Source organism: Blastococcus sp. SYSU DS0552 (assembly GCF_054050815.1).
This window is the reverse complement of sequence record NZ_JBJHAB010000016.1, coordinates 80,167-94,296: the sequence shown is the minus strand read 5'-3', so window position 1 is coordinate 94,296 and position 14,130 is coordinate 80,167. Positions and strand designations below refer to the sequence as shown.

At 73.5% G+C, this 14,130-nt stretch carries 14 protein-coding genes; 3 read left to right on the top strand and 11 right to left on the bottom strand.

Annotated elements, in window-relative coordinates; all coding sequences use genetic code 11:
* Positions 1-133: 133 nt before the first annotated feature.
* Both pyrE and ACI8AG_RS16060 read right to left on the bottom strand, forming a co-directional pair.
* Positions 134-736, bottom strand: coding sequence for an orotate phosphoribosyltransferase (gene pyrE, locus ACI8AG_RS16065; protein ID WP_456590141.1), 603 nt, complete (start codon positions 734-736; stop codon positions 134-136).
* A gap of 55 nt (positions 737-791) precedes the next feature.
* Positions 792-1,451, bottom strand: a complete 660-nt coding sequence (locus tag ACI8AG_RS16060) for a fasciclin domain-containing protein (protein WP_456597829.1) — start codon at positions 1,449-1,451, stop codon at positions 792-794.
* 102 nt (positions 1,452-1,553) lie between these two features.
* On the opposite strand from ACI8AG_RS16060, the gene ACI8AG_RS16055 reads away from it, so the two are divergent.
* Positions 1,554-2,015, top strand: a complete 462-nt coding sequence (locus ACI8AG_RS16055; protein ID WP_456590139.1) for a hypothetical protein — start codon at positions 1,554-1,556, stop codon at positions 2,013-2,015.
* A gap of 13 nt (positions 2,016-2,028) precedes the next feature.
* On the opposite strand, the gene ACI8AG_RS16050 is transcribed toward ACI8AG_RS16055, so the two are convergent.
* Positions 2,029-2,766 carry a hypothetical protein gene (locus tag ACI8AG_RS16050; protein ID WP_456597828.1) on the bottom strand — a complete coding sequence of 246 codons (738 nt, stop codon included), beginning with the start codon at positions 2,764-2,766 and terminating at the stop codon, positions 2,029-2,031.
* Positions 2,767-2,927: 161 nt separating this feature from the next.
* The gene (gene clpB / locus ACI8AG_RS16045) at positions 2,928-5,513 is read right to left on the bottom strand and encodes an ATP-dependent chaperone ClpB (protein ID WP_456597827.1); all 2,586 of its coding nucleotides are present in this window, start codon (positions 5,511-5,513) and stop codon (positions 2,928-2,930) included.
* A 215-nt stretch (positions 5,514-5,728) separates the two neighbouring features.
* Between clpB and ACI8AG_RS16040 the strand changes: the two genes are divergently transcribed.
* Positions 5,729-6,199 (top strand): MarR family winged helix-turn-helix transcriptional regulator, encoded by a 471-nt coding sequence (locus tag ACI8AG_RS16040; protein ID WP_456590136.1) that lies wholly within the window; start codon positions 5,729-5,731, stop codon positions 6,197-6,199.
* Positions 6,200-6,274: 75 nt separating this feature from the next.
* Complete coding sequence (locus ACI8AG_RS16035) at positions 6,275-6,712, top strand: OsmC family protein (protein WP_456590135.1); 438 nt, start codon at positions 6,275-6,277, stop codon at positions 6,710-6,712.
* A 60-nt stretch (positions 6,713-6,772) separates the two neighbouring features.
* Here ACI8AG_RS16035 and ACI8AG_RS16030 read toward each other — a convergent pair whose 3' ends face one another.
* From ACI8AG_RS16030 to dnaK, 7 genes are all read right to left on the bottom strand, one after another.
* Positions 6,773-8,455: a DHA2 family efflux MFS transporter permease subunit gene (locus ACI8AG_RS16030; RefSeq protein ID WP_456597826.1), complete on the bottom strand. Its 1,683-nt coding sequence runs from the start codon at positions 8,453-8,455 to the stop codon at positions 6,773-6,775.
* Positions 8,456-8,508: 53 nt separating this feature from the next.
* Complete coding sequence (locus ACI8AG_RS16025) at positions 8,509-8,991, bottom strand: MarR family winged helix-turn-helix transcriptional regulator (protein ID WP_456597825.1); 483 nt, start codon at positions 8,989-8,991, stop codon at positions 8,509-8,511.
* A gap of 109 nt (positions 8,992-9,100) precedes the next feature.
* A complete protein-coding gene (locus ACI8AG_RS16020; RefSeq protein ID WP_456597824.1) occupies positions 9,101-9,577 on the bottom strand; it encodes a MarR family winged helix-turn-helix transcriptional regulator in 477 nt (158 codons plus the stop codon).
* Complete coding sequence (locus ACI8AG_RS16015; protein ID WP_456590131.1) at positions 9,574-10,026, bottom strand: heat shock protein transcriptional repressor HspR; 453 nt, start codon at positions 10,024-10,026, stop codon at positions 9,574-9,576. The genes ACI8AG_RS16020 and ACI8AG_RS16015 overlap by 4 nt, the downstream gene beginning before the upstream one ends.
* A complete protein-coding gene (gene dnaJ / locus ACI8AG_RS16010) occupies positions 10,023-11,228 on the bottom strand; it encodes a molecular chaperone DnaJ (protein ID WP_456590130.1) in 1,206 nt (401 codons plus the stop codon). Before dnaJ ends, ACI8AG_RS16015 begins: the two co-directional genes overlap by 4 nt.
* A gap of 34 nt (positions 11,229-11,262) precedes the next feature.
* Positions 11,263-12,030: a nucleotide exchange factor GrpE gene (gene grpE / locus ACI8AG_RS16005; protein ID WP_456597823.1), complete on the bottom strand. Its 768-nt coding sequence runs from the start codon at positions 12,028-12,030 to the stop codon at positions 11,263-11,265.
* Complete coding sequence (dnaK, locus tag ACI8AG_RS16000) at positions 12,027-13,907, bottom strand: molecular chaperone DnaK (RefSeq protein ID WP_456597822.1); 1,881 nt, start codon at positions 13,905-13,907, stop codon at positions 12,027-12,029. Before dnaK ends, grpE begins: the two co-directional genes overlap by 4 nt.
* Positions 13,908-14,130 lie beyond the last annotated feature (223 nt).

The window sequence follows — 14,130 nt, the reverse complement described above, 5'->3', positions numbered from 1 at the left end:
CCCCCCCGCCCCCCCCCCCCCCCCCCCCCCCCCCCCCCCCCCCCCCCCCCCCCCCCCCCCCCCCCCCCCCCCCCCCCCCCCCCCCCCCCCCCCCCCCCCCCCCCCCCCCCCCCCCCCCCCCCCCCCGGACGGGCTAGGCGAGGTCGAGGTCGGCGAGGGTGAAGGCGGCCCGGTACTCGAAACCGGCCTCCTCCACCGCCGCGCGCCCACCGCGGTCGACGATCACCGCGATCGCGACCACCTCCGCGCCGGCCTCCTGCAACGCCTGCGCCGCGGTCAGCGGGCTGCCGCCGGTGGTGGAGACGTCCTCGACGACCAGGACGGCGCGGCCGGCGACGTCCGGCCCCTCGATCCGGCGCTGCAGGCCGTGGGCCTTGCCCGCCTTGCGGACGACGCAGGCGTCGAGGAAGCCCTCGCCCGCCGCGGCGGCGTGCAGCATCGCCGTGGCGACCGGGTCGGCGCCGAGGGTGAGCCCGCCGACGACGTCGTAGCGCAGGTCGCCGGTGAGCTGCCGCATCACGCGCCCGACCAGCGGCGCGCCCTCGTGGTGCAGCGTGAGCCGACGCATGTCGATGTACCAGTCGGCCTCCTGCCCGGAGGAGAGCGTGACCTTCCCGTGCACCACGGCGAGGTCGAGGATCAGCTGCAGCAGCCGGTCGCGGTCGGGCAGCGAGGCCTCGCTCCAGGGGCCCGCGCCGAGGGACGAGGTGTGGGGGGGAACGAGGTCCTTCTCCATGGCACGGACCCTACTGAGCGCCTCGCCCGGCGGAGTCCGGGCGACGCACCGGCCCTCACAGGCCGGCGGGCTGGAGCACCTGGTCGATGATGTAGACGGTCGCGTTCGCCGTCTGCACGTTGCCGCACACCACCGTCGCCTCCTCGCCGACGATGGTCGCCTCGGCGCCGATGGTGAAGTTTTCGCCGGAGCGCTCGATGGTCACCTCGTCGTTGCTCAGCGTGGCGTGCGTGCCGGCCAGCTCGTCCGGGGCCAGGCGGCCCGGGATGAGGTGGTGGGTGAGCACCGCGGTCAACGCCGGGGTGTCGGCGAGCAGCCCGTTCAGCGCGTCCGGGGGGAGGGCCTCGAACGCCGGGTTCGACGGTGCCAGGACGGTGATGTCCTCCGTGGTGTTCAGGGTCTCGACCAGGTTCGCGGCCTGCACGGCCTGCACGAGGGTCGACAGCGCCGGGGTGTTGCCGGCCGCGGTGGCCACCGGATCGGCGCTCATGCCCTCGAAGCTGCCCGGGCCCTCGGCGGGCACCGCTGCGCAGCCCTCGCCGAACGGCCCGTCGAAGGCCGGCGCCGCCGCACTCGTCTCCGGCGCGGAGCTGGTGGTGGCGGGGGTGGTGCCGGCGGTGCTGCCGGCAGGGTCGTCGGAGCCGCAGGCGCTCAGCGTGATCGCCAGGCTGGAGACGGCGATGAGCAGAACGCCGCGGGTCGGGGTGCGCGTCATGGTGGTGATCCTGTCTGTTCCCGTGCGAGGGCGGGGTCACGATCGCGCGTGCGCCGGCCGCGGGCGCGGTGCTGCGGCCGGGCCGTCTGCCAGGCTGGACGCGTGCCGCGCGAACCCCGCCCCCGCCCCGCCGACGGAGACCCGACCCGGCAGGCACCGCCGTCGGCGAGGGTCGCCATCGCCCTGCTGGCGACCCTCGCCGCCCTGCTCGTGCTCTACGTGACGATCACCTGGCTCGGGCGTGAGGGCGTCGTCGAGGTACTGACCGAGGGCGGGCTCACCCGGGACGAGGCGCAGCAGTTCCTGCTGGTCAACACCACCGTCCCGCTCGTCCTCGGGGTCGGCTACGGCGTCTCGGCCTGGGCGCTGGCGGGCCGCCGCCGGTGGGGCCGGTGGACCGGGCTGGTCGCGACGATCGTGCTGGCGGTGGTGCTGCTGTCCACGATGTTCACCGCGGGTGGCACCACCGTCGTCGCGCTCCTCCTGCTGGTGCTGTCGGTCGCGGCGGCGACCAGCCTGGCGGCGCGCACGACGCGGGACTGGGTGAACGCCGGTCCCGGCTGAGGGCCGCCCCGGCTCAGCCCTGCCCGGTGGCGCGCTGCCACTTGCGGAAGCGGTACCAGTCGTTGGACGGCTTCGCCGCCAGCAGCACGACCCCGGCGGCGGTGAGGGCGAGCTGGAACCACGTGAGCGTGTTGACGAACGGCAGCGGCCCGCTGGCAACGGCGTTGAACGGGCCGGTGAGCAGCGTGAGACCACCGAGGACCCACAGCACGATCCGCGCCCAGTTGCGGCCCTGCCAGGCGAACCACAGGAACAGCAGCTGCAGCAGGAGCACGAGGAGCGTGAAGCCGATGGTGAGCTGCGCCGTCATCTCCGCGAACGTCTCGGGGTCCAGACCCTCGAACTCGGCCCCCTGGAGATCGGCACCCGCCCGGCCGACGGTCCAGGCGACCACCTCGTCCCAGTTGAGCAGCATGACGGCGGACGCCACGGCGCTGAGCACCAGCGAGCCGAGGAAGGCGCCGATCCCGGCGCGCACCGTGACCGGGCGGTCCAGGGGTGCCGGCGCGCCGGACCCTCCGCCCGTGGGGGCCGAGGGCGCGGGGGCGTAGCCGTACGGGTTCTGGGCGTACGGGTTCTGCGGTCCCTGGCCGTAGGGCGGCTGACCCCCGTACGGAGGCTGACCCCCGTAGGGCGGCTGGCCGTAGGGCGGCTGGCCCGAGGGCTGACCCCACCCCGGCTGCGGCCGGTCGCCCTGCCCCTCGGGCTGCCCCTGCTGCTGGCCGTGCTGGTCGTCCTGCCCCGCCGTCATCGTGCCTCCGCCTCCCCGGTCCCCGTCGTCGCCGCGATCATCGACGACGACGCGGGCGGGGACCAGCAGGGCACGCGGTCCCACCCGATCGGACGGCGCGCCCGCCGGACCGCAGGGGCCCGGCGGGCGCGGCGACGGGGGCCAGGCCCGCCCGCGGGCGGTTACGCGCCGCGGGTGACGCGCAGCCCCTCGACGTCACCACCCGGCCAGTCGACGACGACCTCGTCGCCGTCCCGGATCTCCCCGGCCAGCAGCGCCTTGGCCAGCTGGTCGCCGATCGCCGACTGCACCAGCCGGCGCAGCGGCCGGGCCCCGTAGACCGGGTCGAAGCCGTTGAGCGCCAGCCAGTCGCGCGCGGCATCGGTGACCGTCAGGGTCAGCCGGCGGGCGGCCAGCCGGCGGGCCAGGACGCCGACCTGGATGTCGACGATCCCGGTCAGCTCCTCGCTGCCCAGCGCCCGGAACACCACGACGTCGTCGAGGCGGTTGAGGAACTCCGGCTTGAAGTGCGACCGCACGACGCCCAGCACGGCGTCGCGGCGCCGCTCCTCGGGCACCGACTGGTCGGCGATGATCTGCGATCCGAGGTTCGACGTCAGGATCAGGATCGTGTTGCGGAAGTCCACGGTCCGGCCCTGGCCGTCGGTCAGCCGCCCGTCGTCGAGCACCTGCAGCAGGACGTCGAAGACGTCGGGGTGCGCCTTCTCCACCTCGTCGAGCAGGACGACGGTGTACGGACGGCGGCGCACCGCCTCGGTGAGCTGACCGCCGGCCTCGTAGCCGACGTAGCCGGGAGGGGCTCCCACGAGCCGGGCCACCGAGTGCTTCTCGGAGTACTCGCTCATGTCGATGCGGACCATGGCCCGCTCGTCGTCGAACAGGAAGCCCGCCAGCGCCTTCGCCAGCTCGGTCTTGCCGACGCCGGTGGGGCCGAGGAACAGGAACGAGCCGGTCGGCCGGTCGGGGTCGGCGACGCCGGAGCGCGCCCGCCGGACGGCGTCGGAGACCGCCCGCACCGCGTCCGGCTGCCCGACGACCCGCCCGCCGAGCTCCTCCTCCATGCGCAGCAGCTTCTGGGTCTCTCCCTCCAGCAGCCGGCCGGCGGGGATGCCGGTCCAGGCCTGGACGACCTCGGCGATGTCGTCGGGGCCGACCTCTTCCTTCAGCATGGAGGCCTGCTCCTCGACCGACGCCTCGGCCTCGGTCAGCGCCTTCTCCAGCTGCGGCAGGCGCCCGTAGCGCAGCTCGGCCACCCGGGCGAGCTCACCCTCGCGCTCCGCGCGCTCGGCCTCCAGCCGCAGCCGCTCCAGCTCCTCCTTGATCTGCTGGATGCGGGTGATGGCGCTCTTGTCCTGCTGCCAGCGCGCGGTCAGCTCGGCCAGCTCCTCGCGCTTGTCGGCGAGGTCCTCGCGCAGCGCGGCCAGCCGCTCGAGGGACGACGGGTCGTCCTCCTTGGCCAGCGCCATCTCCTCGATCTCCAGCCGCCGGACGGCGCGCTCGACCTCGTCCACCTCGACCGGCCGGCTGTCGATCTCCATGCGCAGCCGGCTGGCGGCCTCGTCCACCAGGTCGATCGCCTTGTCGGGCAGGAACCGGGACGTGACGTACCGGTCCGACAGCGTGGCGGCCGCGACGATCGCGCCGTCGGTGATGCGCACGCCGTGGTGCACCTCGTAGCGCTCCTTGAGGCCGCGCAGGATGCCGATGGTGTCCTCGACGCTGGGCTCGCCGACGAAGACCTGCTGGAAGCGCCGCTCCAGCGCCGGGTCCTTCTCGATGTGCTCGCGGTACTCGTCGAGCGTGGTGGCGCCGACCATGCGGAGCTCGCCGCGGGCGAGCATCGGCTTGATCATGTTGCCGGCGTCCATGGCGCCGTCGCCGGTCGCGCCGGCACCGACGATGGTGTGCAGCTCGTCGATGAAGGTGATGATCTCGCCCTCGGCCTCGGTGATCTCCTGCAGGACGGCCTTCAGCCGCTCCTCGAACTCACCGCGGTACTTCGCGCCCGCGACCATGGACGCCAGGTCCAGCGCCATCAGCCGCTTGCCCTTGAGGCTCTCCGGGACGTCACCGGCGACGATCCGCTGGGCCAGGCCCTCGACGATGGCCGTCTTGCCGACACCCGGCTCGCCGATGAGGACGGGGTTGTTCTTGGTCCGGCGGGAGAGCACCTGCACCACGCGGCGGATCTCGGTGTCGCGGCCGATGACCGGGTCGATCTTGCCGTCGCGGGCGCGCTCGGTCAGGTCGACGGCGAACTTCTCGAGCGCCTGGTAGGTGGCCTCGGGGTCGGCGCTGGTCACCTTGCGGTTGCCGCGCACCGTGCGGAAGGCCGCCAGCAGCGCGTCACGGGTGGCACCGGCGCTGGTGAGCACGGCCCCGGCCTCCCCCTCCGAGCCGGCCAGCCCGACCAGCAGGTGCTCCGTGGAGACGTACTCGTCGCCGAGGGCCCCGGCCTGCTCCGACGCGGCGTTGATCACGCGCAGGAACTCGCGCGAGGGTGCGGGCGCGGAGACCGTCGCGCCGCTGACGCTCGGCATGCGGCGCAGCGCGGCGTCGGCCTTGCTGCGCACGTCGGCCGGGTCGGCACCGACCGCGGTCAGCAGCGGACCGGCGATGCCGTCGGCCTGCTCCAGCAGGGCGACCAGCAGGTGCAGCGGCTCCAGGGCCGCCTGACCCCGGCCGACGGCGAGACGCTGAGCGCCGGCGACGGCCTCCTGCGAGCGGGTCGTGAGCTTGCTCTCCATGCTCGGACGCACGTCCTTTCGTGTGGCTGGGGACGCCGTCCGTCCGTGGGCGGCGCCATCGACTCCTGCAACGAACCATGGGTTGAGTCTGTTCCGCTCAACTCTGCCCGTTCGACCGTCCCCGCGGGTCCCCACCGGCCGGCGGGTCCCCCATCCGAGGAGGCGCAAGGGCGGAAGGTCCCGGGTCCGCTGACGCCAGCCCCTAGACTGGCGACATGACCGCCCTGCCAGCCCCGAGCGTCGCACTCGACGATCAGCTGTGCTTCGCGCTGTACGCCGCGTCCCGGGCGGTGACCGCGCGGTACCGCCCGATGCTCGACGCGATCGGTCTGACCTACCCCCAGTACCTGGTGATGCTGCTCCTCTGGGAGTCCGACAACCAGACGGTCGGCCAGCTGGGCTCCCGCCTGGCCCTGGACAGCGGCACGCTGTCGCCGCTGCTCAAGCGCCTGACGGCCGCGGGGCTGGTCACTCGCCACCGGCGGGTCGAGGACGAGCGGTCGGTCTCGATCGCGCTCACCGACGCGGGCCGGGCGCTGCAGGACAAGGCCATGGCCATCTCCGAGGAGATGATCGGCGCGATCGGGTTCGACGCCAGCGAGTTCGACGACCTGAAGGCCCGGCTCCGGTTGCTCACCGACCGGGTCAACGGCGCGGCCGCGGAGCAGGCCGAGTCCGGACGGTAGGGCTCCGCCCGAGCGGGTAGGAGGGCGGCCACGGTGCCGCCCGAGCCAGGGGCGGCCACGGCCCGAAGGGACGACATGCCCACTCGTACCGCCCGCACCGCCTGGAACGGGACCCTCCAGGAGGGCTCGGGACAGGTGGAGCTCTCCAGCTCCAAGATCGGCACCTACGAGGTGTCGTTCCCCAAGCGCACCGCCGACGAGGCAGCCGGTGCCACCAGCCCCGAGGAGCTGATCGCGGCGGCGCACTCCGCCTGCTTCGCCATGGCGCTCTCCAGTGAGATCGGCAAGGCCGGCGGCACCCCGCAGTCGCTCGAGGTCTCGGCCGACGTCACGCTCGGCCAGCAGGACGGAGCCCCGGCGATCACCGGGGTCAAGCTCACCGTGCGCGGCGAGGTCGACGGCCTGGACGCCGCCGGCTTCGACAAGGCCGCGCAGGCGGCCAAGGCCGGCTGCCCGGTGAGCAAGGCGCTGGCCGGTACCGAGATCACGCTGGACGCCTCGCTGGAGGGGTGACCTCCGGCTGAACGGCGACGGCCCGCCTCCCCGAGGGAGACGGGCCGTCGGACGGTCAGGTCAGCGGGTGGCGGCCCCGGATCCGGCGTGCGCCACCTCGTCGGTGCGCTCGCCCCCGGCGTCCCGGCCCTCGATGGCATCGGTGTCGATGCGCACGGCGTCGGAACGCTCGGCCGCCTGGCGCTCGTCACCGGTCTCGGTGCGCAGCGCCACCTCGCGGATGAACAGCACCGCGAGGACGGCGACGACCGCCACGACGGCGGAGATCAGGAAGACCCGGCCGGTGGCGTCGCCGTAGGAGATGCGGATGAGCTCCTGGATCGGCGCCGGCGCATCCGCGAGGTCGGCCAGGCCGATGTCCCCGCCACCTGCCGCGGCAGCCTCGGCCGCACCGGGGATGTCGGCCAGGCCGCCCCGGATCAGGTTCCCGACGTGGTTGCTCAGCACCGCACCGAGCACCGAGACGCCGATCGTGCCGCCGAGGCTGCGGAAGAAGGCGACCGCGGAGCTCGCCGCCCCCAGGTCGGTCGCCGCCACGGTGTTCTGCACGGCGAGCACGAGGTTCTGCATGCTCATCCCGATCCCGACGCCGAGCACGAACAGGAAGAAGCTCAGCAGGACCATGTCGGTCTCGTGATCGATCGTCGCGAGCAGCGCGAAGCCGGCGACGACCAGGACCGAACCGGCCGTCAGGTAGGACTTCCACCGGCCGAACCGGGTGATGAGCAGACCGGAGACCGTGGAGGAGATCAGCAGGCCGCCGACCATCGGGATGGTGAGCAGCCCGGCCTCGGTGGGCGAGTACCCGCGGGAGATCTGCAGGTACTGGCCGAGGAACACCGTGGAGCCGAACATCGCCATGCCGACGGCGACGCTGGCGATGATGGCGAGCGTGGTGGTGCGGTCCCGGAACAGCCGCAGCGGCACGATCGGCTCCGCGGCCCGCAGCTCGGTCACGAGGAACGCCACCACTGCCAGCGCCGCCCCGCCGAGGAACAGCGCCGTCTCGACCGAGGCCCACGCAAAGCTGCTGCCGGCCAGGGTGACCCAGATGAGCAGGGCCGAGACCGCAGCGGCGAGGAGGGCGGCACCGAGGTAGTCGATCGTCACGGCCCGCTTCGTCACCGGCAGGTGCAGGGTGCGCTGCAGCAGCACCAGCGCGACGGCGGCGAACGGGACGCCGACGTAGAAGCACCAGCGCCAGCCGAGCCAGCTGGTGTCGACCAGCAGGCCGCCCAGCAGCGGACCGCCGACCGTGGCGACCGCCATGACGGCACCCAGCAGACCGGAGTAGCGACCGCGCTCGCGCGGGCTGATCATCGCGGCCATCGCGATCTGCACCAGCGCCTGCAGGCCGCCGAGGCCCAGGCCCTGCAGGACGCGCCACGCGATGAGCGTGTCCACCGACTGCGCGAGGCCGGCCAGCATCGAGCCGACGATGAAGATGACGATCGACAGCTGGATCAGCAGCTTCTTGCTGAACAGGTCGGCGAGCTTGCCCCAGATCGGCGTGGACGCCGTCGAGGCCAGCAGGGTCGCCGTGATCACCCAGGTGTACTGGTTCTGCGTGCCCCGCAGCTCGGTGATGATCGTCGGCAGCGCGTTGGAGACGACGGTCGAGGACAGGAACGCCACGAACATCGCCAGCAACATGCCGGAGAGGGCCTCCAGCACCTGACGGTGCGTCATCCTCCCCTGCTGCTCGACGGGCGCCTCGGGCGCGGAGGTCTGGACGGCGCTCACGGGACTCCTGGACGGAACTGGCGCAGAACGGGGCGGGAGCGAGGGCCGGGCGGTCATCGGGCCGCCGCCACGGGATCGGTGCGCGGCTGCCCGCCGACGACGTCGATGTCGGCCACCAGCCGATCGAGCAGATCGGCGAGCCGCCGGGCGTCCGCCTCGTCCCAGCCGGCCAGGGCGGTCAGCGCCCACTCCGCACGCAGCGCCCGCGAGGTGGCGAGCGCCCGGGCTCCCTGGTCGGTGAGCCGGAAGAGCGCGGCCCGGCCGTCGCGGGGATCGGGGCGGCGGTGGACGTAGCCTGCCCGCTCCAGGGCGGCCAGCTGCCGGCTGGCGACGGAGCCGTCGACCCCGGCGAGGGCGGCGAGCGCGCTGCAGCGGAGGTCGTCCTGCCGCTCGAGCGGGGCGAGCAGGGGCCAGCCGAACGACGGCAGGTCGCCGTGCAGTTGCACGGCCGCGCGGGAGCTCAGGTGCCGTCCGGCGCGGATCAGCTGGGCGACGCCGGCGGTGAGGCGGTCACGTGTGTCGGGGTGCATGGGCATGGGACGTCCTCAGGACGGAGAAACGCTTGTAGACCGCAACCATACGATCATATGGTTGCGGTCTGCAACGAAGCTTCCTGTGTCGTCGGCCACGCCCGGCCCGGGCGGGTCAGCGCTCCGTGGACTCTGCCTCGCGCGCCTCGCCGATCCGGTTCAGTCGCTCGAGGAGGATGGCGAGCGTCGCGACGTCCTCGGCCGGCCAGTCGGCGAGGTCGCTCTCCCAGCGGGCCCGGCGGGCCGTCCGGATGCCGGCCAGCCGCGCGGCCCCCTCGACGGACGGCCTCAGCACCTGCGCCCGGCCGTCGTCGGGGTCCGCCGCCCGGTCGACCAGTCCCAGCTCCACGAGGCTGGACAACTGGCGACTGACGGTGCTCTTGTCCAGCCCCAGCCGCGCGACCAGGTCACTGGCCCGCAGCGGCCCGGCGTCCTGCAACAGCGCCAGCAGCCCGTACGCGGCGCCGTCCAGATCGGGGTGCAGCTCGCGCGCCAGCCGGGTCGAGATGGCCCGGGACCGCCGGAGCAGCAGACCGATCTCCCGCTCCAGCGAGACGAAGGCCTCGTGGGCGTCGACGTCCGGCCCGCTCACCGGGCACCTCCCGGGCGCCAGACGACGAGGGCCGAGCTCTGCCGCCGGTGCGGCACCAGATCGGCCCGGTAGGCCGCCGGGATCGCCGCCTCCGCGGCCATCCGCCGGTTCTCGGAGTGCTGCAGCTCCTCGAGCAGCTCGTGCACCCGGGCCTGCAGCGCCTCGACCTGGGACTCCAGCTCGATGATCCGCTTGATGCCGGCCAGGTTGACCCCGTCCTCCTGCGACAGCCGCTGCACCTCGCGCAGCAGTGCGACGTCGCGGGGGCTGTACCGCCGCCCTCCGCCGGAGGTCCGGCCGGGGCTGACCAGCCCCAGCCGGTCGTACTGCCGCAGCGTCTGCGCGTGCATCCCGGCCAGCTGCGCCGCCACGGAGATCACGAACACCGGGGCGTCGTCGGCGACGGCCGGGCCCGCCTCACCGAGCGGGCCACCCGACGGCCTGGTCATCCCTCACCTCCACGCCGCACCGCGGCGGTGATCTGCGGGCGCGGGTCCTCGTCCATCTCCTCGGCCAGGGCCTCGACCGCCTTGCGCTGCGCCGGGGTCAGCCGCGCGGGGACGGCGATCTCGACGGTCACGAGCAGGTCGCCGGTGCGGCCCTTGGTGGGCACCCCCCGCCCGCGGACCCGCAGCGTGCGGCCGCTCGCGGTGCCGGCGGGCACCTTGAGGGACACGGTGCCGTCCAGGGTCGGCACCGTCAGCGTGGTGCCCAGCGCCGCCTCGGCGAAGGTGATCGGCACGGTCAGGGTGAGGTCCTCGCCCTTGCGCCCGAACAACTGGTGCTCCGCGACGTGGACGACGACGAACAGGTCGCCGGCCGGGCCACCGCGCCGCCCGGGTGCACCCTTGCCGGGCAGCCGGATCCGCTGACCGTCCTTGACCCCCGCCGGGATCCGCACGGTGATGGTGCGGGTCTGGCTGGTGACCCCGCTCCCGGCGCAGGTGGGGCACGGGTCCTCGACGACCTGGCCGCTGCCGCGGCAGTTGCGGCACGGCTCGGAGAAGGCGAAGGCGCCCTGGCTCCGGCTGGTCACACCAGCGCCCTGGCACACCGGGCAGGTGTGCGGGGAGGTGCCGGGGCGGGCGCCGCTGCCGGCGCAGGTCGGGCAGCTGCCCGGGCTCTGCATCCGCAGCGGCACGGTGACGCCGAGCACGGCCTCCTCGAAGGAGAGCGTCGCCTCGGTCTCGACGTCCTGACCTCGCGCGGGCCCGGACGCGGCCTGGCTGCGCGCACGCGCGCCACCGGCCCCACCGAACAGCCCGCCCAGGATGTCGCCCAGGCCGCCGGCCCCCCGGGCGCCCGCCCCGGCGCCGGCTGCGCCGAACAGGTCGCCGAGGTCGAAGGGCTGCCCGCCGGGCCCGGCGCCCGGGAAGCCGCCGGGGAACCCGGCACGGGCACCGGCTCCCCCGGCGCCGAACAGCCGTCGCGCGTCGTCGTACTCACCGCGCCGCTTGGGATCGGAGAGCACGTCGTAGGCCTCGGAGACCTCCTTGAACCGCGCCTCGGCCTCGGTGTTGCCCGGGTTCTTGTCCGGGTGCAGCTCCGTGGCCAGCTTGCGGTAGGCCTTCTTGATCGCGGCCGCGTCGGCGTCCTGGGGAACGCCGAGCGCGCCGTAGTAGTCCTTCTCGATGAAGTCACGGGTGCTCATCGGACGCCCCCTCTCGCGCTCGGTCGGACGCCGCTCAGCCGGCGGCCTGGTCGGTGGGCTCGGCGGCCTCCCCGGACTCGGCGGACGCCGCGGCCTCGGCGCGCGCCGGCGCCTCCGGCTCGGTGACGGCGACCATGGCGGTCCGCAGCACCCGCTCGCCCCGGCGGAAGCCCTGCCGCAGCACGGTGGTGGCCGTCGGGACGCTCACCTCGGCGGAGGTCTCGTGCATGACGGCCTCGTGCAGCGACGGGTCGAACTCGTCGCCGGCCTTGCCGAACGCCTCGACCCCGAGGCCGTCGAGCAACCCGAGGATGCGGTCGGCGACCAGCTTGAAGGCGCCGGTGAGGTCGCCGTGGTCACGGGCCCGCTCGATGTCGTCGACGATCGGGAACAGCTGGGTCGCGAACCGCTCCGCGGCCTGGTCGACGACGAGCGACCGGTCACGGTCCACCCGCCGCCGGTAGTTGGCGTACTCGGCGGTGACCCGCTGCAGGTCCTCGGTGCGCTCGGCCAGCTGCTGCGCCAGGTCGCCGTCCGCCGCCGACTGCGGCGCGGCACCCCCCTGCGGCTCGGTCCCCTGCTGCGGCGCCGGGTCCTGCTGCGGCGCCGTGCCCTGCTGCGCGCCCGCGGCCTCGTCGGCGGCCGGCATGTCGTGCTCGCTCATCTGCTCCCCTGGGAGGTCGGTACCGGGCCGGACGCCGGCCGGCTGCTCGCCGGCCGGCGTCCGCACTGCGCCAGTGATGGGGTCGATGCGCCGCCTGTCGCGGATCACGACCCGCGGCTGCTCTTCCCTGTCCGTCATCGGCGGTCGGTGTCCTCGTCGACGATCTCGGCGTCGACGACGTCGTCGTCACCCGTGGCCGGGCCACCCGCCGCACCGGCACCGGCACCGGCACCGGTCTCACCTTCGGCACCGGGCGCCCCGCCGGCCGCCTCGGCCTGCTGGGCGTAGAGCGCCCCGCCGACCTCCTGGGAGACCCGGGCCACCTTCTCCTGGGCGGACTTGATGGCCTCGATGTCCGAGCCGCCGAGGGCCGAGCGCAGCTCGGTGAGCGCCTCGCCGAGCTCGTCCTTCTTCTCGGCCGGGATCTTGTCGCCGTTCTCGGCCAGGAACTTCTCGGTCTGGTACTGCAGCGACTCGGCGAGGTTGCGGGTCTCGGCCTCCTCGCGGCGGCGCTTGTCCTCCTCGGCGTGCGCCTCGGCGTCCTTCATCATCCGCTCGATGTCCTCCTTGGGGAGGGCCGAGCCGCCGGTGATGGTCATCGACTGCTCCTTGCCCGTGCCCAGGTCCTTGGCGGACACGTGCACGATGCCGTTGGCGTCGATGTCGAAGGCGACCTCGATCTGCGGGACGCCGCGCGGCGCCGGGGGCAGCCCGGTCAGCTCGAACATGCCGAGCTTCTTGTTGTACATCGCCATCTCGCGCTCGCCCTGGAACACCTGGATCTGCACGGACGGCTGGTTGTCGTCGGCGGTCGTGAAGATCTCGCTGCGCTTGGTCGGGATCGTGGTGTTGCGCTCGATGAGCTTGGTCATGATCCCGCCCTTGGTCTCGATGCCCAGGGACAGCGGGGTGACGTCGAGCAGCAGGACGTCCTTGACCTCGCCGCGGAGCACACCGGCCTGCAGCGCGGCACCGATGGCCACGACCTCGTCGGGGTTGACGCCCTTGTTGGGCTCCTTGCCGCCGGTCAGCTCGCGCACCAGGTCGGTGACGGCCGGCATGCGGGTCGAGCCACCGACCAGGACGACGTGGTCGATGTCGCCGACGGAGATGCCGGCGTCGCGGATCGCCTGGTTGAACGGCGCCCGGGTGCGGTCGAGCAGGTCCTGCGTCAGGCGCTGGAACTCCGCGCGGGTGATGGTGACGTCGAGGTGCAGCGGGCCTTCGGCGCCGGCGGTGATGTAGGGCAGGTTGACGTTGGTCGACTGCGCGCCCGACAGCTCGATCTTGGCCTTCTCGGCCGCCTCGCGCAGCCGCTGCATGGCCAGCTTGTCCTTGGACAGGTCGATGCCGTTGGAGGCGTTGAACGTCTGCACCAGGTGCTTGACCACGCGCTCGTCCCAGTCGTCACCACCGAGGTGGTTGTCACCGGCGGTGGCCTTCACCTCGATGACGCCGTCGCCGATCTCGAGCAGCGAGACGTCGAAGGTGCCGCCACCGAGGTCGAACACGAGGATCGTCTGCTCGCTCTCGCCCTTGTCCAGCCCGTAGGCCAGCGCGGCAGCGGTGGGCTCGTTGACGATGCGCAGGACGTTGAGCCCGGCGATCTCACCGGCCTCCTTCGTGGCCTGGCGCTGGGCGTCCTCGAAGTAGGCGGGGACGGTGATGACCGCGTCGGTGACCGGCTCGCCCAGGTAGGTCTCGGCGTCGCGCTTGAGCTTCTGCAGGATGCGCGCGGAGATCTCCTGCGGCGTGTACTTCTTGCCGTCGATCTCGTCGGTCTTCCAGTCGGTACCCATGTGGCGCTTGACCGACCGGATGGTGCGGTCGACGTTGGTGACCGCCTGGTTCTTCGCCGACTGCCCGACGAGGACCTCGCCGTTCTTGGCGAAGGCCACGACCGAGGGGGTGGTGCGCGAACCCTCGGAGTTGGCGATGACCGTCGGCTCACCGCCCTCGAGGACGGTGACGACGGAGTTGGTGGTGCCGAGGTCGATACCGACCGCTCGAGCCATGGGAGATGGCCTCTCTTCCGTGTGCTGGGGGTGGTACTGGTCCGTGCGAGGAGCCGAGCGCGACCGCATTGCGCGTGGTGCGCTCAACTTTCCTGTCCACCGTAACGGCAAGCTGCGCGGCGGTGTTCCCGGGCCCCGCGCCACACGTCCCCTCGCCGCGTCACCCCAGCCTCGTGGCCGCGCCCTCAGCGGCACGACGCTGGGGTGACACCCACAAGCCCGT

Bases quoted from the DNA above. Each gene is read 5' to 3' on its own strand.
- pyrE (WP_456590141.1), bottom strand. From the start codon at position 736: ATGGAGAAGGACCTCGTTCCCCCCCACACCTCGTCCCTCGGCGCGGGC.
- ACI8AG_RS16060 (WP_456597829.1), bottom strand. From the start codon at position 1,451: ATGACGCGCACCCCGACCCGCGGCGTTCTGCTCATCGCCGTCTCCAGC.
- ACI8AG_RS16050 (WP_456597828.1), bottom strand. From the start codon at position 2,766: ATGACGGCGGGGCAGGACGACCAGCACGGCCAGCAGCAGGGGCAGCCC.
- clpB (WP_456597827.1), bottom strand. From the start codon at position 5,513: ATGGAGAGCAAGCTCACGACCCGCTCGCAGGAGGCCGTCGCCGGCGCT.
- ACI8AG_RS16040 (WP_456590136.1), top strand. From the start codon at position 5,729: ATGACCGCCCTGCCAGCCCCGAGCGTCGCACTCGACGATCAGCTGTGC.
- ACI8AG_RS16035 (WP_456590135.1), top strand. From the start codon at position 6,275: ATGCCCACTCGTACCGCCCGCACCGCCTGGAACGGGACCCTCCAGGAG.
- ACI8AG_RS16025 (WP_456597825.1), bottom strand. From the start codon at position 8,991: ATGCCCATGCACCCCGACACACGTGACCGCCTCACCGCCGGCGTCGCC.
- ACI8AG_RS16015 (WP_456590131.1), bottom strand. From the start codon at position 10,026: ATGACCAGGCCGTCGGGTGGCCCGCTCGGTGAGGCGGGCCCGGCCGTC.
- dnaJ (WP_456590130.1), bottom strand. From the start codon at position 11,228: ATGAGCACCCGTGACTTCATCGAGAAGGACTACTACGGCGCGCTCGGC.
- grpE (WP_456597823.1), bottom strand. From the start codon at position 12,030: ATGACGGACAGGGAAGAGCAGCCGCGGGTCGTGATCCGCGACAGGCGG.
- dnaK (WP_456597822.1), bottom strand. From the start codon at position 13,907: ATGGCTCGAGCGGTCGGTATCGACCTCGGCACCACCAACTCCGTCGTC.